This is a genomic window from Mycolicibacterium rutilum, from assembly GCF_900108565.1.
Classification (GTDB): domain Bacteria; phylum Actinomycetota; class Actinomycetes; order Mycobacteriales; family Mycobacteriaceae; genus Mycobacterium; species Mycobacterium rutilum.
Genome location: NZ_LT629971.1, coordinates 717,241 through 740,504 on the forward strand (window position 1 = coordinate 717,241; position 23,264 = coordinate 740,504).

Genomic DNA, 23,264 nt, shown 5'->3' on the forward strand with positions numbered 1-23,264 from the left:
TTACACTCGGGCGGCGTGGGACTCGACGACCGTGACGCGCTGCAACAACTGCGCGATGCGGCCGATCCCACGCTCGGGTCCGACGAGCTGATTCGCACGTTCTACACCCACTGGTTCGCGATCGACACCTCGGTGCGCGATTTGTTTCCCCCCGATATGGCCGCCCAGCGCCAGCGGTTCGCCCACGCGATCACCTGGGTGCTGGGCGAGCTGGTCGCCCAGCGGGCACAGGAGCCGGTGGCGTTCCTCGCGCAGCTCGGCCGCGACCACCGCAAATACGGTGTCACACAACATCATTACGAGAGCATGCAGACCGCGCTGTACAGCTCGTTCCGCACGCATCTGAGCGAGAGCTGGACCGACCAGCTCGCCGAGGCCGCCCACGACGCGGTCGCGTTGATGATCGGCCTGATGCGTGGCGCCGCCGATGCCGAGAAGGGTCCGCCGTTCTGCGACGGCACCGTCATCGAGCACATGCGGATGACACGCGACGTGTCGGTCGTGCGGCTGCAACTGGACCAGCCGCTGTTCTACCACCCCGGCCAGTACGTCACGGTGCAAGTGCCGCAGTGGCCCCGGCGCTGGCGCTATCTGAGCCCGTCCATCCCGGCCGACCGGGGCGGGGGCATCGAATTCCACATCCGGTCGGTGACCGGCGGGATGGTCAGCACCGCGATCGTCGCCGAGACCCGGCCCGGCGACCGGTGGCGGATCTCCAACCCGCACGGCGGCCTGCACGTCGACCGTGACGCCGGCGATGTCCTGATGGTTGCGGGCAGCACCGGCCTGGCCCCGCTGCGGACGCTGATCATGGACCTGACCCGCTGGGCCGACAACCCGCGGGTGCACCTGTTCTTCGGCGGGCGCTATCCCTGCGACCTATACGACCTGCGCACGCTGTGGCAGATCGCGTCGCATAACCCCTGGCTGTCGGTGACGCCGGTGTCGGAGTTCAACGTCGACCCGCCGTGGGCCCCCGACTATCCCGACGTGCAACCGCCCCGCGGGCTGCACGTCCGCCAGACCGGCCGCCTACCCGACGTGGTGACCCGCTACGGCAATTGGGGTGACCGCCAGATCCTGATCTGCGGAGGCCCGCAGATGGTGACGGCGACCAAGGACGCGCTGCTCGCCAAAGGCACGCCCGTCGAACGCATTCAGCACGATCCGACCGCCGGGTAGAAACGGGCGCGCGCCCGGCCGCAGGCCCGTAGACTCCGATCAAGATCAACCACCGGGGAGTGCCGATGACAACGATGCGGGCCGCACGCATGCACGGATACAAGCAGCCGCTTCGGCTCGAAGAGATCCCCATCCCCGACATCGGCCCCAGCGAGGTGCTCATCAAGGTTGGCGGAGCGGGCATGTGTCGCACCGACTTTCAGCTCGTCGACGGTTACTTCAGCCTGCCGATGGACTTCCCGGTGACACCCGGGCACGAGGTCGCGGGAACGATCGACCGGATCGGCGCCGAGGTGCCGGCGTCGGCGGGACTTGCCGAGGGCGGGCAGGCGGTGGTGTTCGGACCGCTCGGCGACGGCTCGTGCCGCCAGTGTCACCGCGGCAACGAGCAGATCTGCAATCAGGGCCACTGGGTCGGATTCGGCCCGCACGGCGGGTACGCCGAATACGTGCCAGTGGCCTACCAGCAGGTAATCCCGGTCAGCGGGCGACTGACACCGGTTTCCCTGGCGCCGCTGACCGACGCCGGGCTGACCCCGTACCGCGGCCTCAAGAAGCTCCGTGCCGCAGGGGTTCTCGGGCCGGGCACGACGCTGGCCGTGATGGGCGTCGGCGGCCTCGGCGCGTATGCGGTCCAGTACGCCAAGCTGCTGGGGGCCGGCGCCACCGTCGTGGCGTTCGCGCGCAGCGACGAGAAGCTGACGCTGGCCGCAGACAACGGTGCCGACCACACCATCAACTTCCGCGACAAGTCCGACGACCAGGTGCGCGACGCGCTCGAAGCGGCGACCGGCAGGCGCGAGGTCGACGCGGTCATCGAATGCGTCGGCGCCGAGCAGAGCGTGCGGCTGGCGTTCGCACTGCTGGCGACCGAGGGCGCGGTGGCGTCGGTAGGACTGGTCGGCAACCGCATCGACATCCCGCTGTTTCCGTTGGTGGGCCGGGAGTACACGTTCTTCGGATCGTTCTGGGGCAACTACAACGACCTGACCGAAGTCGTCGCGCTGGCCGAGGCCGGCAAGATCAAGGACTCGGTGACCGAGGTGCGGTTCGAAGACGTCAACGAGCACATCGACGCGCTGGGCCGCGGCGACTTCGTCGGACGCGCCGTGATCGTCTACGACTGAACCGTGCGACGATCGTCAGGTGCTTGACTTCGAGACCGTGACGCTGACCGATCCGGCGTCGTCGCTGACCGCGACGTTCGTGCCGGGCGCCGGCATGGTGGGCACCTCACTTACCGACGGAGCCGACGAGTTTCTCGGCCAGCGCCGCGGACTGGAGGCCTACGTGGCCCGCGGCAAGACGATGGGCATCCCGATCCTGTACCCGTGGGCGAACCGGTTGAGCGCCAACCACTATGAGGTCGATGGGGCCGTCGTCACCCTCACCTCCGGCGCCGGGGGCGTGCGCACCGACGATCACGGCGCCCCGATGCACGGCGTGCTCGCCGCCTATCCCGGCTGGCTGGTGACCGACCGCACGGCCAACAGCGTGACCGCGGCGCTCGACTTCGGCAAACCGCAACTGCTGGCGTCGTTTCCGTTCCCGCACGTGCTCACCCAACGCGTCACGCTGGAGAACCGGCGGCTGACGATCGAGACGACGGTGCGGCCCACCGCTGCGGCGTCGGTACCGCTGTGTTTCGGCTATCACCCGTATCTGACGATCCCCGGCGTCCCTCGCGGACAGTGGACACTGACCACCCCCGCGATGCGCCACCTGCCGGTCGACGCCACCGGCATTCCCACCGGCACGCACGAACAGCGGTCCGCGTCGAGCGAACAACTCGGCGACACCGCCTACGACGACGGGTTCGACCAGGTGCCCGACGGCGCGGTGTTCACGCTCGTCGCCGCCGACCGGCGTATCGACGTGACCTTCGAAACGGGTTATCCCGCAGCACAATTGTTCGCGCCGCCGGGAGACGACCTGATCGGCATCGAGCCGATGGCCGCGCCGACCGACAGCTTGCGCCGGGGCGGATACCGGACGGCGGCCCCCGGCAAGCCGGAGACCGCCCGGTTCTCGATCACCGTGTCTTAGCGCTTGTTACTCCGCCTGACGTCGCCGCCGAGCGGCTCCAGGTTGCCAGACCACGACGGCCGTGCTCTTCGGCAGCACCGCCAGATCGCGGCGCGGCGTCCCGCGCAGCGCCTCCACCTCTGCGGTGAGTTCGCGCACGCGCGCCTGCAGCGCCTCGACCTGGTTGGTCAGCTCGATGATGCGTTTGATGCCGGCGAGGTTCACACCCTCGTCCTGGGAGAGCCGCTGCACCTCGCGCAGCAGTTCGACGTCGTGCTGCGAATAACGCCGCCCGCCACCGGAAGTCCGCTGAGGGCGGACCAGGCCGAGCCGGTCGTAGGTGCGCAGGGTCTGCGCGTGCATGCCCGCCAGTTCGGCGGCCACCGAGATCAGGAACGTCCGCGCCTCGTCGTTCGACCGTTTACTCATCAGGCACCCGCCCATCCGGCCCGCGGGTCGAATCCGCCGGCCCGCTCCGCCTTCGCGTAAGCCTCCAACGCCTCGGCCGCCTCACCTTCGAGGTTCGGCGGCACCGCCACCTTCACGGTGACGAGCAGATCACCATGACCGCCAGAGCGTTTCGGCACACCACGCCCGCGCACCCGCAGGATCCGGCCGTCGGAGGTGCCCTTGGGCACCCGAACCCCGACCTTGCCCTCGAGCGTCGGGATCGACAGCGTCGTGCCCAGCGCGAGTTCGTGGAAGCTGACCGGAACGGTGACGGTCAGGTCGTCGCCGTCACGGCCGAACACCTTGTCCGGGCGCACATGCACGGTCACGTACAGGTCACCCGACGGCGCTCCGCGCAGCCCCGCCTCGCCCTGTCCGGCCAGCCGGATCCGCTGACCGTCCTCCACACCCGGGGGGATCCGCACGTTGATGGTGCGCGTGCGGGTGGTGACGCCGGTGCCCTTGCACTCCTCGCAGGGGTGCTCGATGATCGACCCGCTGCCGCGGCACTCGGTGCACGGTTCGGAGAACCCGAACGCGCCCTGGTTGCGGTTGATCACGCCGGAGCCGTTGCAGTTCGGGCACACCTTGGGGCTGGTGCCCGGGCGCGCGCCGCTGCCATGGCAATTCGTGCACGGGGCGGGGCTGGTGAGCCGCAACGGCATCGCCACGCCCTTGGTCGCCTCGAGGAACGACAGCTCGGTCTCGGTCTCGAGGTCGTTGCCCCGGCGCGGCCTGCTGGGCCGCGGCTGCTGGGCACCGCGCCCGAACAAGCCGCCGAACAGGTCGCCGATGTTCGCGCCGCCGGTCTGGCCGGCCGCGTCGAACAGGTCGTTGAGGTTGAATTCGACGCCATCGGAGCCGAACCCGCCGAAACCGCCGCCGCCACCGCCGAACCGGCCGCGGCCGAAACCTCCGTTGGCGAACAGCCGCCGGGTCTCGTCGTACTCCTTGCGCTTGGCCGGGTCGGTGAGGACCTCCTTGGCCTCCGACACGGCCTTGTACCGGTCTTCGGCCGCCTGGTTGCCCGGGTTTCGGTCGGGGTGGTTCTCCGCGAGCAGCTTTCGCGCCGCCCGCTTGATCTCTTGTTCGCTGGCGTCAGAGGAGACGCCGAGCTCTTTGTAGAAGTCTTTCTCAACCCATTCACGCTGGGCCATGCCGCGTCACCTCCTTCCGCGCTTCTCGGTTCAACGCTTTCGCTATCTGATTCTGCTGGTTGCCGACGAATCTCGTCGGATTCTCGTCGGCGGGCCGAGCCACAGGTGGCGCAGGCAGCCGATTCGTCGGCCGTCCTGCGCCACCTCGTCGCTCATTGGGCCCCGGTCTCACTCGCCGGCCGGAGCCGCGTCGTCGTCGGGGACGGTGTCGACCACCCCGACCATCGCGTGGCGCACCACATGCTCGCCGACCTTGTATCCGCGCCGCATGACGGTCCCGATGATCGGGTGAGTGCCCTCACCCTCATGCTGGACCGCCTCGTGCAACTCGGGATCGAAGTCGTCGCCCTCAGCGCCGAAGCCCGAAAGCCCCAGCCCCTCAAGCACACCGACAAGTTTGTCGGCGACCGCCTTGAGCGGTCCGCCTTCCAGGTCCCCGTGGCTGCGGGCGCGGTCGAGGTCGTCGAGCACCGGCAGCAGCTCGGTGAGCACCGAGGCCTTGGCGCGATCGGCCGCGGCCTGCTGCTCGCGCAGCGCCCGTTTGCGGTAGTTGGCGAACTCGGCCTGCACGCGCTGCAGATCGGCGAGCAGCTCGGCGGCCCGTTCGGCCTCCTCACCGCCACCGGTCTGCGCCGCGGCGGGTTCCTCCGGGGCCGGCTCGGCCGCTGCCGGAGCCGGCCCGGAGCCCGAGTCTCGGACTTCGCCGGTGACCGGATCGATGCGCCGTTTGTCGGTGACGGTCACCGGCTCGTGCGGATCGTTTCCTGTCACTTGTTCTCCTTGGAGTCGTCATCGACAACCTCGGCGTCGACCACGTTGTCGTCGGCCGGTGCGCCGGCGTCAGCGCCGCCCGCACCCTGCTCGGCCTGGGTGGCCTCGTAGATGGCCTGGCCCAGCGCCTGCGATTCGACGCCCAGCTTCTCCATCGCGGACTTGATCTCCGCGATGTCGGTGCCCTCGAGCGCCTTCTTGGCGTCGGCGATCGCGGCGTCGACCTTGCTCAGCGTGTCCTCGGGCACCTTCGAACCGCCCTCGGCCTCACGCTGTTCGGAGACGAACTTCTCCGTCTGATAGACCAGCGACTCCGCCTGGTTGCGGACGTCGGCTTCCTCGCGCCGCTTGCGGTCCTCCTCGGCGTGCGCCTCGGCGTCCTTGATCATCCGGTCGATCTCCTCCTTGGACAGGCCGGAGCCTTCCTGGATCTTGATCGTGTTCTCCTTGCCGGTGCCCTTGTCCTTGGCGGTGACGTGCACGATGCCGTTGGCGTCGATGTCGAAGGTGACCTCGATCTGGGGCACGCCGCGCGGGGCCGGCGGAATGCCGGTCAGCTCGAAGCTGCCGAGCAGCTTGTTGTGCGCGGCGATCTCGCGCTCACCCTGATAGACCTGGATCTGCACCGACGGCTGGTTGTCGTCGGCGGTGGTGAAGGTCTCCGAACGCTTGGTCGGGATCGTGGTGTTGCGCTCGATCAGCTTGGTCATCACGCCACCCTTGGTTTCGATACCCAGGGACAGCGGCGTGACGTCCAGCAGCAGAACGTCTTTCACCTCACCCTTGAGCACGCCGGCCTGCAGCGCGGCGCCCACGGCGACGACCTCGTCGGGGTTGACGCCCTTGTTGGGCTCCTTGCCGCCGGTCATCTCCTTGACCAGTTCCGACACCGCGGGCATGCGGGTCGAACCACCGACGAGCACCACGTGGTCGATGTCGGAGACCGAGATGCCGGCGTCCTTGACCACCTGCTGGAACGGCTGGCGCGTGCGGTCCAGCAGATCCTGGGTGATGCGCTGGAACTCGGCGCGGGTCAGCTGCTCGTCGAGGAACAGCGGGTTCTTGTCCGCGTCGACGGTGATGTAGGGCAGGTTGATCGAGGTGCTCTGGCTCGAGCTGAGCTCGATCTTGGCCTTCTCGGCCGCTTCGCGCAGCCGCTGCATCGCCATCTTGTCCTTGGTCAGGTCGATACCCGACGTGCCCTTGAACTTGTCGACGAGCCACTCGACGATCCGGTCGTCCCAGTCGTCGCCGCCGAGGTGGTTGTCACCGGAGGTCGCGCGGACCTCGACGACGCCCTCGCCGATCTCGAGCAGCGAGACGTCGAACGTGCCGCCGCCGAGGTCGAAGACCAGGATGGTCTGTTCCTTCTCGCCCTTGTCCAGGCCGTAGGCCAGCGCGGCCGCGGTCGGCTCGTTGACGATGCGCAACACGTTGAGCCCGGCGATCTGGCCGGCCTCCTTGGTGGCCTGCCGCTGGGCGTCGTTGAAGTAGGCGGGCACCGTGATGACGGCGTCGGTGATGTCCTCACCGAGGTACGCCTCGGCGTCGCGCTTCAGCTTCATCAGCGTGCGGGCGCTGATCTCCTGCGACGTGTACTTCTTGCCGTCGATCTCCACCGACCAGTCCGTGCCGATATGACGCTTGACCGAGCGGATCGTCCGGTCGACGTTGGTCACCGCCTGGTTCTTGGCGGGCTGACCGACCAGCACCTCACCGTTGCGCGCGAAGGCGACGACGGACGGCGTGGTGCGGGAGCCCTCGGAGTTGGCGACGACGACGGGGTCGCCACCCTCCAGAACTGCGACGACGGAGTTGGTGGTCCCGAGGTCGATTCCGACCGCACGAGCCATGGTTGTTTCCTCCTGGATAGTCCTTCTAAGGGTCTGAGTGCACCACACTCAAGACTGCGCCGACGGACTATAGCCTGTCAACCCAGACTTGAGTCTGGATCACTCAAGTGTCGTTAGGCTCAACGGGGCGTCGCGGTGATTTGTTCCCGGCCACCGCGGCAGAAGCAAATGGGGTACCGCCTTACCCCAGTCACCGGCCACCACCGTGCCGACACTCGATGCGAATGCACGATCGGCTACGGAGGATGCAATGTCCCGACATCACCAGGCGGCCCGCAGGACGAACCGGCCCCTGCTCACCTACATCGGCAGCGCAGGCGTCATGGCGGCGGCCCCGGCCGTGGCCATCTTCCTCGCACCGAGCGCGACCGCGGAGCCCCAATCATCCTGCAGTGCACCACTTCTGATGACCGGCTGCGCGCCGGCGGCGAGCGGTCCGATCCCCGGACTCGGCGCGCGGGGCTCGGCGGACCCGTTCGCCTCGCTGCTCAACAGCCCGCTGATGGACATCGCCGGCACCGTCCCCGTGCTCAACGTGTTCATCGGCAACGGGATGGACGGCACCGCCCTGCACCCCAACGGCTTCAACGGCGGGATGTTCATCGGCAGCGGCGGGGACGGCTGGAACTCCACCACCCCGGGGGTCGCCGGTGGCGACGGCGGCAATGGCCGGCTGTTCGGCAGCGGAGGCAAGGGCGGCAGCGGATACTCCGACATCCGGACCTCGGGCGACGCGACCGGCACCAACGGCGGCAAGGGCGGCAACGGCGGCGTCCTCCGCGGCAGCGGCGGGGCGGGCGGTGACGGTGGCGATGCGGTCACCTACGGCGCCACCGCGACGGCAGGCCACGGCGGCTCCGGCGGCTTCACCACGAACGGCAGCGGCGGCGACGGCGGTGACGGCGGATACGCCTGGGGCGGCTCGCTCGCCACCACCGATCCCGACACCGGGCTGACCACCGTCCAGGCCGGCACCGCCGTCGGTGGCAACGGTGGAGTCGGGCGCGGCTCCGGGCCGACGTTCCCCAACGCGAGCACCGGCGACGGCGGTGACGGCGGTGACGGCGGTTACGCCATCGCGTACGGCGGGGACGCAACCGGCGGTAAAGGCGGCGGCGGCGGCAACGCGACCAGCACCGGCGACGGCGGCCAGGGCGGGCACGGCGGCTACGCCATCGCCGTCGACGAGCTCAGCGTCACCGGCATCACGACGCGGACCTTCCCGGGCGTCCCGGGTCCCGTCACCGTCACCACCGGTGAAGTGATCGGCGGCGATGCCGTGGGCGGGACCGGTGGGCCTGGCGGTGCCTCGTTCGAGGGCACCGGCGGCGACGGCGGCCAAGGTGGCAGCGCGACGGCAGCGGCGGGTAGTGCGACCGGCGGCAATGGCGGCAGCGGCGGAAACAACTGGGAAGGCAACATCAACGGGCACGGCGGCGACGGCGGCAACGGGGGTGGCGCGTCGGCGACGCCGGGCGGGCAGTACACCATCGTCTCCACCCCGACCGGCACCGAGATCAGTTCGACGCTCACTCCCACAGCGGGCGAGGGCGACGCAACCGGCGGCCGTGGCGGCGCGGCCGGCAATGCCGGCCATGCCGGCGGCGGCTTCGGCAGCGGCGACGGCGGCGACGGTGGCAACGGCGGCAACGCGGTGAGCGACTACAAGAACGCCACCGGCGGTAACGGCGGACCCGGCGGGCACGGCTCGCTGGGCGGCACCGGCGCCGGCCAACCGCAGGACGACGCCAACGGCGGCGACGGGGGTGACGGCGGGGACGCGCAGGTGCGCAACACATCCGACTTCGACAGCACCGTCACCGGCAGCGCCGAAGGCGGCAACGGCGGCAAGGGCGGTGCACCGGGCAGTCAGGGCGCCAGCGGCTCCGGCGGTGAGGGCGGCACCGCGACCGGCGGGGTGACCAATGACGCGGGAATCGACGGTTAGAGACCGCATCGGCACGGGCGCGTCCAATCCGCCACGGCGCTACGGACTTCGGCGCACCATCGAACGATGGAGACCACCGTCGAGGAGATCGCACCCGACATCTACCGGTTGTCGACCTTCGTACCGGACATCACCGAACACGGCTTCACGTTCAACCAGTTCCTGCTGACCGGCGATGAACCGTTCCTCTTCCACTGCGGACACCGCCAGTTCTTCGGTTCGGCGTCCGCGGCCGTCAACCGGGTCATCCCGCTGGAGAAGCTGCGCTGGATCTCCTTCGGCCACCTGGAGGCCGACGAGTGCGGCGCGGTCAATCTGCTGCTCGAGGCGGCGCCCGACGCCGAGGTCATCCACAGCGGGCTGGCCTGCATGCTGTCGCTGACCGATCTGTGCGACCGACCGCCGGTCGCCGCACCCGAGGACGGCGTGCACGACATCGGCGGCCACCGGTTGCGGTTCCTGCCCACGCCGCACGTCCCGCACAACTGGGAAGCCGGCCTGTGGTTCGACGAGACGACGTCGACACTGCTCGCGGGAGACCTCTTCACCCATGTCGGCGCCGGACCCCCGGTCACCGACAGCGACGTCGTCGAACCGGCACTGGCCGCCGAGCAGTTCTTCCGCGCCACCGGCCTGACCACCAACCTGCAGCCGACCCTGCACACGCTCGCCGACCTGGCGCCGACCACGTTGGCCCTGATGCACGGCTCCTCCTACTCCGGTGACGGCGCCCGCCAATTGCGCGCACTGGCCGACGGTTACGCACAGATGGCGGAAGCGCCCTAGCCGACACGCGATTTGCGCGAGTCACTCACGCCTCATCCGTCACCGCGTGCGTACCGTCGGAGCGTGCGAAGGATTTCCGCGACGGTCTGCGCGATCCTGGCCGTCGCGACCGCCGGCTGCACGAGCAGCACGCTCGGGCGGCCCGTGGCCGTCCCTGCGGACGGCATCGAGCCGACGTTCCCCGCGCCGCGGCCTCCTCGCACCACACCGGCACCGCCACCCTCGGCTGCGCCCGCCCCCGCCCCCGGCCCCGCGCCGGGTGCCGACGTGCTGACCCCGGAGAACGGCTACGTCTTCATCGAGACCAAGTCCGGGCGGACCCGCTGTCAGCTGACCGCGGCCGAGGTCGGATGCGAGACACAGTTCGTCGACCCGCCCGACGTCGCGGGCCTGCCGGCCACCGGAGTCCGCCTCAGCGCCGACGGCGAACTGTCTTGGGTGGTAGGCAATCTCGGTGCGATCCCCGCGGTCACCCTGGATTACCGCACCTACCGAGCCGAGGGCTGGACGATCGAGGCCGGCGAGAGCGGGACGCGCTTCACCAACGACGAGACCGGACGAGGCATGGTCGTCGCCGTCGAGGGCGTCGAAACGTTCTAGGGTGAATCATGACCGCAGCACAACGGGAACGCGCCGCACTAGTCGCCACCATGCACGAGGTCGGGCCCGACGCCCCCACGCTGTGCGGGGACTGGACCACCCGTGACCTGGCCGCGCATCTGGTCGTGCGCGAGCGCAGGCTCGACGCGACCCCGGGGATCATGATCCCTGTGCTGGCGGGATACACCGACAGAGTGCAGCGGCAGACAGCCCAAACCGACTGGGCGGAACTGCTCGACAAGGTCGCCTCGGGCCCGCCGCTGTACTCGCCGTTCAAACTGCTCGACCCGGTGGCCAACATGGGCGAGATGTACATCCACCATGAAGATGTGCGGCGTGCGCAATCCGATTGGGAGCCAAGGCCTCTCGACGACAGCACGGTCAGTGCGCTGACGCGTTCACTGCCGCTGATGGCGCGGATGACCCTGGCCAAGGCGCCGGCTCGGATCACGCTGAAGACCCCGCAGGGCAGAGTGCTGGCGACCGTCGGGAGTGGGCCGGCCCTGACGATCACCGGCGAAGCCCAGGAACTGCTGCTGTTCATCTCGGGCCGCGACGCGGTGCGCCTCGACTTCGACGGCGACGCGGCGACCGTCGACGCGGTCCGCGGTAACCGCAAGGGGCTGTAGCGCCCGTTCGCGCCTAAGCTGGCGGCCGTGACAGATTTCCGCGTCTTCGTCGAACCGCAGCAGGGTGCCACGTACGCCGATCAGTTGGCCGTCGCCAAGGCCGCCGAGCAGCTCGGGTACTCGGCGTTCTTCCGCTCCGACCACTACCTCGCGATGAGCGGCGACGGGCTGCCCGGGCCCACCGACTCCTGGGTCACGCTGGCCGGCATCGCCCGCGAGACGACGTCGATCCGGCTCGGCACGATGGTCACCTCGGCGACCTTCCGCCATCCCGGCCCGCTGGCCATCTCCGTCGCACAGGTCGACGAAATGAGCGGCGGCCGAGTCGAATTCGGCATCGGCGCGGGCTGGTTCGAAGCCGAGCATCAGGCGTACGCGATTCCGTTCCCGCCGCTGGGCGAGCGGTTCGACCGGCTCACCGAACAGCTGGAGATCATCACCGGGCTGTGGACGGCGCCGCCGGGCCAGACCTTCGACTTCTCCGGAACCCACTACAGCGTCGTCGACTCGCCCGGACTGCCCAAACCGGCGCAGCGCCCGCACCCGCCGGTCATCATCGGCGGCCAGGGCGCCAATCGCACACCGGCGCTGGCCGCCACATACGCCGCCGAGTTCAACGTCCCGTTCGTCCCGCTGGACACGGTCAAGACCCAGTTCGACCGGGTCGCCGCCGCGGTCGCCGACGCCGGCCGGCCCGCCGACTCGATGACGTACTCCGCGGCGTTCGTGCTGTGCGCCGGCCGCGACGATGCCGAGATCGCCCGGCGCGCCGCGGCGATCGGGCGCGAGGTCGACGAGCTGCGCAGCAACTCCCCGACCGTCGGCACCCCTGCCGAGATCGCCGACAAGCTGGCCGCCTTCACCGAGGCCGGTGTGCAACGGGTGTACCTGCAGGTTCTCGACATGTCGGATCTCGAACACGTCGAGTTCTTCGCCCGCGAGGTGATCCCCCAGCTCGGCTGAACAGGCGGCGGCGAGCAAGCCGCCGTTACTATCAGTGGCCGTGGCCAGGGTCGATCGTGACGACGGGCGCGATCCGGAATCGCAGCCCTGGTACAACCGCACACCCGAAGTGATCGGCGCGAGCCTGGTGGCCCTGGTCGCGATCGGGCTGCTGGTGTTCGCCGGCACGTACGTGTCGCGACAGTTCAACGAGCCGCAGCAGGCCCCGCTCAACTTCGTCGAGCCCAGCTTCGCCCCGGCTCAGTCGCGCACGCCGACGACCACCGCGACCACGCAGACGATCACCAGCACCAGCCCGCCGCAGACCACCGAGATCAACGAGCCGACGACACCGTCGGAGTCGACGACCTCGGAGAGCGAGACCACCAGCGAGCGTCCCCGGGTCCGTGACACCGAGGACGACGACGAGGAATCGACGCCGCGCACGACACGCCGCGGACCTCGGACGAATGTGACACGCACCCTCAATCCGTTCCCCTGAGCGCCTACTATCGGCGCGTGGCGCGATACGGCTCTCCCGACGACCCGAACTACTCCGACGACGACCCGACCGTCTACGCCAACTACGGCGATGACGGCGGTTACGGTGAGCCGCCCCAGGAGGAAGTCCCCTGGTACCGCAAGCCCGCCGCGCTGGTGGGGTTCGGGGCGGCCGGCGCCCTGCTGGTCGCGCTGATCGTGTGGCTGCTGGTCAGCCTGATCACCGGCGGTGACGAACCGCCGGAGTCCACTCCGCTGACGCCGCTGACCACCACCTCCCGCTCGGTCACGACCGCACCGACGACCACCACGGCGGTCACCGAGACGACCACGGTGCCGACGACCACGACGGAGCCGACCACCACCACGACGACCACGACCGAGCCGACCACGACCACCACCACGACGACGACCACCACGACGGAGCCGACGACCAGCGTCAGCACCAGCACCGAGACGAGCACGGAGACCAGCACGGTCACCGAGACGGTGACCGCTCCGCCGTCCCCCTAGTAGTTGCGCGCCGCGTACTCGGCCACCAGTGCCTCGGCGCTGCGCACCGCCGCCCGGCACGCGCGCGTGGTGAACGGGTCGTTGAGCGGATGATCGGCGCGCCTGCGCCAGCGCTGGGCGGCGGCGAAGGCCGCCCGCGGACCGTCATAGGGATTGTCGGGTTGCAGCCCCAGCCTGCTCGCCGCGTCGGTCCCCGAACCGCCGATGATCCGTCGCAGCGAGGCGATCTCGTCCTCGTTCAAAGTCGTTGGCCGCGAACGGAGTTGGCTGAGCAGCCGCAGCTCCTCGAACGCGTGCGTGTCGGCGAGCAGCGGGTCGATGTCGGCGATGATGTACGGGCTGGCGTAGATCGGGTTGTTCTGCACGAACCGCCGCAGCGACAGCAACGCGGTGTGCGCCTTGAGCAGATCCGACCGCTGCGCGAACTGCTGGTCGATGACGTCGCGCAGCGCGACCAGACCGCTGCGCTCGAGCAGTTCGTCGGCCAGGGCCACCGAATCGCTGACCCCGGCCCGCAGCACCGCGATCGAGATCCGGATCCCGAACATCCCGAACCGGTCCAGCAGCGCTGCCCGGGTGGCCGCGTCGACGGGCAGCGAGTCGTCCTCCCGCACGAAGCGGTCCACCGACAGCATCGCCTTGGTCAACTCCGCCGCGTCGACCGCGGCCAGTTTCTCCAACGCGACGAACTCGCTCTGCCGCAACGTGCGCGCCGTCAACGCCAACAGCCCGGACACCGGCACCACCGCCTGACAGATGCCGGTGCGATCCATTTCCGCGGTGAACCGGCTCGCGACGTCCTTGGCCGACAGCATCGCGTCGATCCGGCCCGCGCCGATCTCGTCGGCACGCGAGGCCACGCCGATGACACCGAGCGCGCCGTTCGACCCGCCGACCAGTTCACCGATCTGCTTGAGCAACGCGATGTCGGCCGCGTTCAGTGTGCGCAACAGGAAGACCACCGCGTCGATGCGCGGCACCCCGTCGTCGGGCACCAACAGCCGCAACGTGCGCTGGGAGACATCCGGCGACAGGGACGAGGTGCCGGGGGTGTCGATGATCGTGGTGTCGATCAGTTCGGCCGCCGGCCACTCCACATCGAGGTCGACGATGTCCTCGGCGTCGAGCGAGGCGAAATCGAACGTGAGCCCGCCTGCGGTCGTGTCGCGTCCGATCGGCACGTTCGACCGCCGGCCGCCGCGGTGGTTGGCGGTGACCTTCGGGGTGGGACCGTGCCGGAACCACGTCACGATGCGCGTGGCCTCGGTGGCGTCGGTCGGCGCAATGTCCTCGCCCACAAGGGCATTCACCAGCGTCGACTTGCCCGCCTTCAACGTGCCCGCCAGCGCGATGCGGATCGGCTGGTTGAGCCGGCTGCCGATGCGATCCAGCTCGTTGTGCACGTCGGGCCGCTGGCGGTATGCGGGGTCGGCCTGGTACGCCTGGATGGTTCCACCCAGGATCGCGCGCACCTGATCGCTCGTGCTCATCTCGCGCTACTCACCAACGCTCCCCGCTCGGTATTGCCGGGGATCCAGCTTAGGCACCGATCCGGCTAGGTGGTCCCCACGGGTTCGCGCATCAGTTTGACCGCATGTTCGGTCACCTGGTTGAGAATGTTGAGCGCACGCTCCAATTCCTTGATCCGGCCGTTGCGTTCGGTCTCCTGCAGCTGCGCGGCGGCGAGCGTCGCCTGCAACGACTCGTTCAGTGAGCGGGTGGTCTGGTTCGCGATCTCGCGGTAGTGATCGCGCAACTGGCGCTGCACGGCTTTGAGGCGGTCCCGCGACTCCTTGGAGACGGCGAACTGGGTGTCGTCGATGAACCGGCGGGTGTTGGTCTTGGCCTCGTTGCGGACCCGCAGCATGCGGTTCTCGACGTTCTCCTTGTAGGCGGTGCGGCCCATCAGCAGGCCGGCGCCCAGCGAGATCGGGTTGAACATGCCCAGTCCCGCGAACGAGGTCATCATCCCGAACATCAGCACCCCGCCGTAGGAACCCTGCATGCCCATCGTCAGCTTGCGGCCCTTGCTCAGCTGTTTGGCCTCGAGGTTCGACAGCGACTTCATCTCACCGAGATTGGCGCCCATACGGCTGGGGTCGATGTGCGGCATGTTGACCGCGTCGAGGCCGGCGTCGACGAACGTGCGGGCCACCTCGGCGGCCAGCGCCTCGGCCCGCTGATACGCCCAGACGAAGTTGTCGCCCACCGCGGTCGCCACCGCGTTCTCCAGCTCCGCCCCGATCTCGGCCCAGTGCTGGGTCGGGTCGCAGGAGTCGATGACCTTCTCGATGTGCTGGCTGATCACCCGGAACCGGCCGCGCAGATCGTGATCGACGTCGGCGGTCAGATCGGCGATCCCGTCGTTGAGCACCTGCTGCCACAACGCGGTCTGCTGCAACGCATCCTGGGCTTCCTGCTTACGCCGCTCCAGGTCCTCCTTGAGCCGGTCACGGGTCGCCGGATCGTTGAGCGCCGACAACTCGGCGGACACCTTCAGCGTGAGATGCTCTGCAGCCGAGTGGATCTCACTGACCACATGGTCACGGATCCGGTCATTCTGGCGGGCCAGCACCTCCTCGCTGAGGAACTTCACGATGGCCGGGAAATTGGACTCCTCGTTGAGTTCCTTGTCGTTGAGTGCGATCGCGTGGCTGCGCAGCAGCGACGACGCGGGGATCATCGGCACCGACAGCCCGGCCCGCTGCAGGTGGGCCCGGTTGGCCTCCACGATCTGACGCCAGTGCGGGTACAGGTCGGTCTTGGTGGCGACGATCGTTGCGACAGGGCAGATCTCGAAGGCCTGACGCATGAACGTCATCTCCGGCTCGGTGAACTCCTGGCTGGTGTCGCTGCACATCAGCACCGCATCGGCGTCGGGCAGCAGCCCCAGCGTCGCCGACAGATGCGGTTGACCGTGCCCGCCGACACCGGGGGTGTCGACGAACGCCAGCCCGTTCTTCAGCAGCGGGCTGGCCGCGGTGACCTCGACCCGCAGCACCTCGCGGCCACCGGCCTGCGGTGCGCGCCGCAGATCGTTGCGCAGGTCGGCCATCGGGACGTCGACGGCCTCAGGCTCCTCGCCGTCGCCGCGCGCGACGATCAGCTTCGCGCTGGGGGTTTCGCCGTAGGACACCATCGTCGCCAGCACCGTGCTCTCGTCGTCGCCGACGCGCGCGACAGGGACGTTGAGCAATGAGTTGAGCAACTGGCTCTTGCCCTGTTTGAGCTGCCCGGCGACGACCACCCGGATCTGCGGATCGGTGACGCGGGCCTTCGCCCTGGCCAGCCGCTCGACGAGATCACCGCGGTCGTTGGCCTCGGCGATCCGGCTGGTGTGATCGATCAGCTCGACGATGACCTTGGTTTGCCGGGCCGGCGCAGTCTGGTTGGGCTCGTTGCTTTGCGTCATGAGGTCCTCGAGTCGAAGCGGTCAGTCAACGGTAGACGCGCCAACTGGCGGGGACCGGTTGTTCGGTCCCCGCCAGCTGCGCTGTTCGGTTGTGCCGGCGGATCAGAAGATGCCGACGTCGTTGCTGACGTTGACGTCGGTGTCGACCGTCTGCGAGTTGTCCACCGAGTTGTCCTGGTTGGAGTTGTCCACCGAGTTGTCGACGGAGTTGTCGTCGTGGCTGGCGTCGATGCCGCCGGAGATGTCGCCGCCGCCGGTCTCGACGGTGGTGACGTCGCCGCCACCGGTGTTGGTCGACTGGTCGGTCGGCACGTTGATCACCACGCCGCCGCCGGCTCCACCGGCCGCGTTGCCGCCGTCGCCGCCGCCACCGGTCAGGATGCCGCCGCCCTTGCCGCCGTCACCGCCGACGGCGCCGCCGCCGCTGGTGTCGATGTCGCCGGTGGACACGACCGGTCCGTCGTTGTCCTGGATGATGTCGCCACCGTCGGTGTCCTGGTTGGTGTTCTCGACGTCGTTGTCGTCGCCGATGATCACCGGCGAGCCGTCACCGGTGTCGATGTCGCCGGTCACGTTGCCGTCGTTGTCGTCGCCGACCACGTTGCCGTCACCTTCGACGTTGGTGGTGTCGATGTCGCCGGCGGTGCCGGTGTTGACGACGCCGCCGTCGGTCGCGGTGTTGGTGGTCTTGTTGCCGAACGTGATGTCGCCGAAGTCCAGGTCGACGTTGCCGACGCCCTGCTGCTGGTCCGCACCGGCGTGGTTGACCGTGTTGGTCTCCGGGCTCAGGAGCCGGGTGTCGTTGTGGCTCAGGGTCTCGTTGCCGGAGAGCAGGTCGGTCTGGCGCTGCGGCGCGAACGCGATGCCGTGGGTCTGGGCCACGGCCTGCTGCAGCCCGACGACCGGGTTGCCGCCGCCGTGCACGACCGCGGCGGGCGCTACGGTGGCGGCCACGGCCTGGACCTGTGCGGCCGAGACGTTGCCGAAGCCGGCCTGGTGCAGTTCGCGGTCGGGGTCGGCGACGAAGGCCGCCGCGGCGACCGGGTCGCGGAACAGGTTCAGAAACCAGTCGATGAGGTTCATTTCGGGGTCCTTTCGGGGTTCGTGTTCGGGGTTCTTGTCGCCGGCCTTCCGGCGATCTGATGACCACGTTATGGACCGCGCGCCCCCGCAGAAACGGGGTCGCAACCCCTCCCTGCGCGGCGCCGTGCCGGGATCGGCATGGGGGGTGCGTTAGGGGATTAGGGGATCGCTAGGGGTGCCGTTCGGTTCGCAACAAAAAGCGCGGCCCCCCTCAAGGGGGCCGCGCTTTCCTGCGTCGCTGGATCAGTCGAACAGGTCGAATCCGCCGGCGTCGACGTCGAGCTCCTGGATCTCGGCGACCGCACCGCCGAGGTCGGCGATCTCGGGGACATCGTCGAGCGGCGCGTCCTCGCCGACGGTGTCGATGACCGGGTGGTCGACCGGCAGTGGCGCGTCGTCGGCGCCGGCCACGCCCGGCACGTCCGCACCCGGGTCCGCGATCGTCGGGACATCCACCGCGAAGTCGTCGAAACCGGTGGCAGGCACCTGGTCGCCGAACGCGTCGAAGGCGGCGGTCGCCGCCCCGCTGGCCCAGACGTTGCCGGCCGCCTCGGCGATGCCGCCGTCGAACCCGGCGGTCGGGACCGTCGTCGGCAGCGCCGACAGCGACTCGGACACCACGGGGATCAGGGCGTTGACGTCGGCGGCGCTCACATCGGTCAGATTGGCGTCGAGGATCGCCTGGTCCGGATTCGCGGCGAACCGCGCCGCGGTGTCCGGATCACGAACGACCGACATCACGAAGTCGAGCAACTCGTTGGCCATGAAACACCCTCCCTCCCTTTCGCAGATATATGGAGAAGATCGAAGACCGCCCAAAGCGGCTTGCCACGATGCTATCGACGGTCACCGCCCCGGTGATCGGTGCGAAACCCACCTCTGTCGGCGCCCTGTTAGGGGACACACCGTTAGGGGATCGCGGCGCACTAGGGGCAGCTCCCGTGTTCGCGGCCGCCGAGCCGCTATCGTGATGAGCGGCCGAACGCAGAAGGATATTGATGAGCGACTCTCTGGGGTTGTCGATCGGGTCGACCAATCTGGTGGCGGCCCGAGTCGGCCGACCCCCGGTCATGCGCCGGTCCATCCTGACCATCTTCGAGGACCGCCCGCCCGAGGTGGGCGTGCCGTCGGAGAACCCGAACCTCAACCAGCCCGGCATGGTGCTGAGCGGCTTCGTCGAGCGGGTCGGCGACCCGGTTCCGCTGGTGGCCGCCGACGGTTCACCGCACCGCGGCGAACGCGTCCTGGTCGAGGCGCTCGACGCGATGGCGCGCACGGTCGACGGCGGCGCCCCGATCGCGGTCGCCGTGCCCGCACACTGGGGCCCGGCAACGGTCGGCGCGCTGCGCGGCGCCCTGCGGGCCGCGCCCGCCCTCTCCCCCGACGGGGTGGCGCCGGTGCTGGTGCCCGATTCGGTGGCGGCGCTGGCCGCACTCCAGGCCGCCCCGGGGCTGCCGACGGCCGGTGTCGTCGTGCTCTGCGACTTCGGCGGCAGCGGCACCAGCATCAGCCTGGCCGACGCGGCGGCCAACTTCGCGCCGATCGGCGAGACGGTGCGCTACGCCGACTTCTCCGGTGACCAGATCGACCAGTCCCTGCTCAACCACGTCGTCGCCGGTGTCGCGGCGGCCAACGACGCGGATCCCGCGGGTACCGCGGCGGTCGGGTCGCTGGCGCGGCTGCGCAACGAGGCCCGGCTGGCCAAGGAGCGGCTGTCGGGCGAAACCGCGACCGTCGTGCACGTCGACCTGCCCGGCGTCGACACCGATGTGCGGGTGACGCGCACCGAGTTGGAACAGCTGATCGCCGACCCACTGACCGGCGTGCTGAACACCGTCGAAGAAACGTTGCAGCGCAACAACATTGCACCCGCGAACGTCTCGGCGGTGGCGACCGTCGGCGGTGGCGCGAACATCCCGCTGGTGACCCAGCAGCTGTCCACTCGGTTGCGGGCGCCGGTGATCACCACCCCGCAGTCGCAGCTCAACGTCGCCGCAGGCGCGGCGCTGATCGCCGACACCGCGGGTGCGGCCGACGCGCCGACCGGAATGGCGGCCGCCGCCGATGCCCCGACGGGCATGGCCGCCGCCGCGTGGGCCGCGGGCGCGGCGGGTGTGGCCGCCGCCGAGTCGGCCTCCGACGGCGCCGCCTCGGCGACGTTCCGTGCGCTGGCCTGGTCCCAGGACGAGTCACCCGCGGGCGAACCGGTGCCCTATGCCGGCGAGGACTACACGTTCGAGCCCGCCGCGACCGGCGCCCGGCCCGCGATGGAGTTCGCGCACGAAGAGGAGCAGTACGAGCCGGAACCGCCGCCGCTGCCGTGGTACCGGCGGCCCACCGTGCTGTTCGGCGCCGCGGCCGCGGCCGCGCTGCTGGCGATCGGCGGGCTCGCGGTCACGCTGACCGGAAACAGCGGCACCACCGGCCCGGTCACCGAAACCGCCACGACCTTCGAGACCGGACCGTCGCCCGAGCAGCCGACTTCGATTGCGCCACAGACGATCACGGTCACCGGTTCGGATGGGCAACCGAGCACCACGGTGGTGACTCCGCCGCCGCCGTCACCGTCGGAGACCACGACCACGTCGCCGACGTCGTCGACCACCACCACGACGACCACCACGACCACCACAACGACGACCACGACCACTCCGACCACGACGACGACCCGCACCACGACGACGCCGCCGCCGACCACCACCACGCCGCCCCCGACGACCACCGAACCGCCGGTCACCACGACCGTCGAACCGCTCCCCGACATCCCGATTCCGGACGAGCCGTAGGCCATGACCGCGTCGGACTCGCCGGCCGACATCCCGCTGCCCGCGCGTGACACGGTCGCGAGGCTGACCGCCGCACCGACCGAACCTCACAAGGTCGTCGTCGCCGGCGGCATCGGCACGGGAAAGAGCACGGTGCTGGCCGAAATCCGCACCGCGCTGCGGTCCGCCGGCGTGCCGGTGCTGACCCGGCCACCGGGCCCGAGCGAGACGGCGGGCGCGGCGATCGTCGACGACGCGCACCTGCTCGGCGACGACGACCTCGCCATCCTCGCCGATCGGGTCGCCGACCCCGCGGCGACCGTGGTCATCGGCACCGAACCGGTGGCACACCGGGCCGCGCTGCGCGCACTGACCCTCGCGCTGGAGCGCGAGAACCCCGCCATCACGCTGGGACCGTTGGCCCCGGCCGAAGTCGCCCGCATGGTGACCGGCGCGGGCGGGTCAGCATCGACGGATCTGGTCCGGTCGCTGATGGTCGCGACGGCCGGGCTGCCGTTTCTGGTGCGGCCCGCGATCGCCGCCGCGGCGAACCCTGACGGCGAAGCGCCGCCCACGGCCATCCTGCAGTCCGCGCAGTTCGCGTTGATCGAACGGTTGCGCCGCGTCGACGACACGATCCTCGACACCCTGCTGGTGTTGTCGCTGAGCCGCGGCCTCGGCGCCGACGACGTCGCCGCCGCACTGCGGCTGGACCCCGAACAGGCACAGGCGGTGGTCGACCGGTCCCGCGCCACCGGTCTGATCGAACCCTCGCACAGCCGGGCATTCGTGCGGACCCTGCACCGCTGCCTGGCCCAGATCCTCGGCGCCGCACGCCATCACGACACCGAGATCTCGCTGCTGGTGTCCCAACTCGAAATGTCTACACTCTCAGCAGAATTGGCACTACAGCTTGCCGAGCACGGCCTGCGCGACGAGCGGCTGGCCACCGCACTCGCCGACCTCGCCGCCCGCAGCCACGCCCAACCGGCAAGAGCGGCAAGGCTTTATCGCGCCGCGGCCGACGCCGGGGCCACCGCACTGAGTCCGCAGCTGGCCGACGCGCTCGCGATGACCGGCGACTGCGCGACGGCGGGCCGGCTCGCCGACGAACTGCTCGGCTCGCCGGACCCGGGCGAACGCGCCGCCGCCGTGCGCATCGCGGCCAGCATCGCCGCGCACGACGGCAGCGCAGCGCAGGCCGCCGACCTGTTCCGGTGGCTGGGGCCGCACCCCGACGCGTTCGTCAGCGCCGCCGGGGCGGTGGTCTCGCTGGCCGCGGGCGATCTGGCGGCCGCGCGTGAATCTCTCAGCGCGGAGGGCGGCGGACCGCCGACGTCGACGGCGCGGGCGGCCCGCAGCCTTGCCGACGGGTTGCTGATGTCACTGGACTCGCCGTATCCCGCAACCGTGGCCCGCCTCGGTCAGGCCGTCGCCACCGACGTGCCCGCGACCGGCGTCGCGCCCGACACCCCGGCCGCGCTGGTGACGCTGGCCGCGCTGCACGGCGGTGATCCGGTGCGGGCCCGCAGCGTGATCGGCCGCGCCGTGCGCAGCGGCCACGACGACGCGGCCGACGGAGCGTTGTTCGTCACCCGCAGGCACCGCCTGCTGCTCGGCTGGGTGCGCATGCAGGACGGGCAACTGACCGCGGCGACAGCCGACGTCGCGACCGCCTGCGCCGACTCCGAGACCAATGCCCTGCATCGCCGCGACGCGCTGTGGGCGACCGCACTGCAGACCGCGATCGCACGACGCAGCGGTGACACCGGCGCGATGCAGAAGCACTGGTATGCGGCCATGGAGGTGCTCGCCGAGTATTCCGTCGACCTGTTCGCGCTGCTGCCGCTGGGCGAACTGTGGGTCGCCGCCGCCCGGCTGCACCAGGTCGACCGGCTGCAGCACACCATCGACGAGGCGTTCGCTCTCCTCGGGTCGCTCGGTGATCCGGTGCTGTGGACCGTTCCGCTGCACTGGGCCGGTGTGCACGCCGGCATCCTGGCCAACGCGCCGGACGCGGTCGCCCCCCACGGTCAGGCGCTGACCGCCGCCGCCCCGCACAGCGCATTCGCCAAGGCGCTGGCCACCGCGGGCCGCACCTGGTTGCGCGTGCTGGCCAACCACGTCGACGTCGACGAGGTCACCTGCGCGGCGCGGCTGCTGGCCCAGTATGGGCTCACGTGGGACGCCACCCGGCTGGCCGGTCAGGCCGCGCTGCAGACACCCGACGGCCGGGTGTCGGGCGCGATGCTGCAGCTGGCCCGGGATCTGAAGCAGGCTGTCCAGATGCCGGCCGTCGACGACGTCCCGGCCGCCGAGGCGGCCGCCGCCGAGCTCGCGCCGCCGGGTCCGGCCCGACCGATGTCGGCGCGGCTGTCGGACCGCGAGCGTGAGGTCGCCGAACTGCTGCTGCTGGGCATGCCGTACCGCGACATCGGCGCGCAGTTGTTCATCTCGGCCAAGACCGTCGAACACCACGTCGCCCGGATCCGACGGCGCCTGGGCGCCGAGTCGCGCTCGGAGATGCTGTCGATGCTGCGGGCGATGCTCGCGCCCCAGCCGTGAATCCCCTAGGGGCGGCCCAGCCCCTAACCGCAATCCCCTAAGCCGTCGCCGCGACGAGGGGACTCGCACCGGATTCGCCCGC

The 23,264-nt window shown here is 70.1% G+C and carries 20 protein-coding genes; 12 read left to right on the forward strand and 8 right to left on the reverse strand.

Going from position 1 to position 23,264, the window contains the following annotated elements; all coding sequences use genetic code 11:
* Nucleotides 1–15: 15 nt before the first annotated feature.
* The 3 genes from BLW81_RS03535 (at nucleotide 16) to BLW81_RS03545 (ending at nucleotide 3,228) form a co-directional block, all read left to right on the forward strand.
* Complete coding sequence (locus BLW81_RS03535; protein WP_083406012.1) at nucleotides 16–1,182, forward strand: FAD-binding oxidoreductase; 1,167 nt, start codon at nucleotides 16–18, stop codon at nucleotides 1,180–1,182.
* A gap of 65 nt (nucleotides 1,183–1,247) precedes the next feature.
* Nucleotides 1,248–2,309, forward strand: a complete 1,062-nt coding sequence (locus BLW81_RS03540) for an NAD(P)-dependent alcohol dehydrogenase (protein WP_235632158.1) — start codon at nucleotides 1,248–1,250, stop codon at nucleotides 2,307–2,309.
* Between the two features lie 19 nt (nucleotides 2,310–2,328).
* Complete coding sequence (locus BLW81_RS03545) at nucleotides 2,329–3,228, forward strand: aldose 1-epimerase (protein ID WP_083406013.1); 900 nt, start codon at nucleotides 2,329–2,331, stop codon at nucleotides 3,226–3,228.
* A gap of 6 nt (nucleotides 3,229–3,234) precedes the next feature.
* Here BLW81_RS03545 and BLW81_RS03550 read toward each other — a convergent pair whose 3' ends face one another.
* From BLW81_RS03550 to dnaK, 4 genes are all read right to left on the reverse strand, one after another.
* Nucleotides 3,235–3,636 carry a heat shock protein transcriptional repressor HspR gene (locus tag BLW81_RS03550; protein WP_083410297.1) on the reverse strand — a complete coding sequence of 134 codons (402 nt, stop codon included), beginning with the start codon at nucleotides 3,634–3,636 and terminating at the stop codon, nucleotides 3,235–3,237.
* Complete coding sequence (gene dnaJ / locus BLW81_RS03555; protein WP_083406014.1) at nucleotides 3,636–4,814, reverse strand: molecular chaperone DnaJ; 1,179 nt, start codon at nucleotides 4,812–4,814, stop codon at nucleotides 3,636–3,638. The genes BLW81_RS03550 and dnaJ overlap by 1 nt, the downstream gene beginning before the upstream one ends.
* Before the next feature lie 168 nt (nucleotides 4,815–4,982).
* Nucleotides 4,983–5,585: a nucleotide exchange factor GrpE gene (grpE, locus tag BLW81_RS03560; protein ID WP_083406015.1), complete on the reverse strand. Its 603-nt coding sequence runs from the start codon at nucleotides 5,583–5,585 to the stop codon at nucleotides 4,983–4,985.
* On the reverse strand, nucleotides 5,582–7,438 hold the full coding sequence (gene dnaK, locus BLW81_RS03565; protein WP_083406016.1) for a molecular chaperone DnaK: 1,857 nt from the start codon (nucleotides 7,436–7,438) through the stop codon (nucleotides 5,582–5,584). The genes grpE and dnaK overlap by 4 nt, the downstream gene beginning before the upstream one ends.
* Before the next feature lie 250 nt (nucleotides 7,439–7,688).
* Between dnaK and BLW81_RS29210 the strand changes: the two genes are divergently transcribed.
* The 7 genes from BLW81_RS29210 (at nucleotide 7,689) to BLW81_RS03600 (ending at nucleotide 13,357) form a co-directional block, all read left to right on the forward strand.
* Nucleotides 7,689–9,386 carry a PGRS repeat-containing protein gene (locus tag BLW81_RS29210; protein WP_157897568.1) on the forward strand — a complete coding sequence of 566 codons (1,698 nt, stop codon included), beginning with the start codon at nucleotides 7,689–7,691 and terminating at the stop codon, nucleotides 9,384–9,386.
* A gap of 66 nt (nucleotides 9,387–9,452) precedes the next feature.
* Nucleotides 9,453–10,172 (forward strand): oxygen-binding di-iron domain-containing protein, encoded by a 720-nt coding sequence (locus tag BLW81_RS03575; protein ID WP_083406017.1) that lies wholly within the window; start codon nucleotides 9,453–9,455, stop codon nucleotides 10,170–10,172.
* A gap of 63 nt (nucleotides 10,173–10,235) precedes the next feature.
* Nucleotides 10,236–10,772, forward strand: coding sequence for a hypothetical protein (locus BLW81_RS03580; protein WP_235632159.1), 537 nt, complete (start codon nucleotides 10,236–10,238; stop codon nucleotides 10,770–10,772).
* Nucleotides 10,773–10,780: 8 nt separating this feature from the next.
* Nucleotides 10,781–11,401, forward strand: a complete 621-nt coding sequence (locus BLW81_RS03585) for a TIGR03085 family metal-binding protein (protein ID WP_083406018.1) — start codon at nucleotides 10,781–10,783, stop codon at nucleotides 11,399–11,401.
* A gap of 27 nt (nucleotides 11,402–11,428) precedes the next feature.
* The gene (locus tag BLW81_RS03590) at nucleotides 11,429–12,364 is read left to right on the forward strand and encodes an LLM class F420-dependent oxidoreductase (protein ID WP_157897569.1); all 936 of its coding nucleotides are present in this window, start codon (nucleotides 11,429–11,431) and stop codon (nucleotides 12,362–12,364) included.
* A 40-nt stretch (nucleotides 12,365–12,404) separates the two neighbouring features.
* Nucleotides 12,405–12,845 carry a hypothetical protein gene (locus BLW81_RS03595; RefSeq protein WP_322788815.1) on the forward strand — a complete coding sequence of 147 codons (441 nt, stop codon included), beginning with the start codon at nucleotides 12,405–12,407 and terminating at the stop codon, nucleotides 12,843–12,845.
* Nucleotides 12,846–12,862: 17 nt separating this feature from the next.
* Complete coding sequence (locus BLW81_RS03600) at nucleotides 12,863–13,357, forward strand: hypothetical protein (protein ID WP_083406021.1); 495 nt, start codon at nucleotides 12,863–12,865, stop codon at nucleotides 13,355–13,357.
* Here the strand turns inward: BLW81_RS03600 and BLW81_RS03605 are convergent.
* The 4 genes from BLW81_RS03605 to BLW81_RS03620 all read right to left on the reverse strand — a co-directional run bounded on the left by BLW81_RS03605 (nucleotide 13,354) and on the right by BLW81_RS03620 (nucleotide 18,617).
* Nucleotides 13,354–14,847, reverse strand: a complete 1,494-nt coding sequence (locus BLW81_RS03605) for a dynamin family protein (protein ID WP_083406022.1) — start codon at nucleotides 14,845–14,847, stop codon at nucleotides 13,354–13,356. The two genes, BLW81_RS03600 and BLW81_RS03605, sit on opposite strands and share 4 nt — an antisense overlap.
* A 65-nt stretch (nucleotides 14,848–14,912) precedes the next feature.
* A complete protein-coding gene (locus tag BLW81_RS03610; RefSeq protein ID WP_083406023.1) occupies nucleotides 14,913–16,769 on the reverse strand; it encodes a dynamin-like GTPase family protein in 1,857 nt (618 codons plus the stop codon).
* Nucleotides 16,770–16,871: 102 nt separating this feature from the next.
* Nucleotides 16,872–17,852 carry an IniB N-terminal domain-containing protein gene (locus tag BLW81_RS03615; RefSeq protein WP_083406024.1) on the reverse strand — a complete coding sequence of 327 codons (981 nt, stop codon included), beginning with the start codon at nucleotides 17,850–17,852 and terminating at the stop codon, nucleotides 16,872–16,874.
* A 243-nt stretch (nucleotides 17,853–18,095) separates the two neighbouring features.
* On the reverse strand, nucleotides 18,096–18,617 hold the full coding sequence (locus BLW81_RS03620; RefSeq protein ID WP_083406025.1) for an Rv0340 family IniB-related protein: 522 nt from the start codon (nucleotides 18,615–18,617) through the stop codon (nucleotides 18,096–18,098).
* Nucleotides 18,618–18,850: 233 nt separating this feature from the next.
* On the opposite strand from BLW81_RS03620, the gene BLW81_RS03625 reads away from it, so the two are divergent.
* Together BLW81_RS03625 and iniR are read left to right on the forward strand one after the other, a co-directional pair.
* Entirely contained in the window at nucleotides 18,851–20,638 is a 1,788-nt protein-coding gene (locus tag BLW81_RS03625; protein WP_083406026.1) for an Hsp70 family protein, read from the forward strand.
* Nucleotides 20,639–20,641: 3 nt separating this feature from the next.
* Nucleotides 20,642–23,182, forward strand: a complete 2,541-nt coding sequence (gene iniR / locus BLW81_RS03630) for an isoniazid response ATPase/transcriptional regulator IniR (RefSeq protein WP_083406027.1) — start codon at nucleotides 20,642–20,644, stop codon at nucleotides 23,180–23,182.
* The last annotated feature ends 82 nt before the right edge of the window (nucleotides 23,183–23,264 follow it).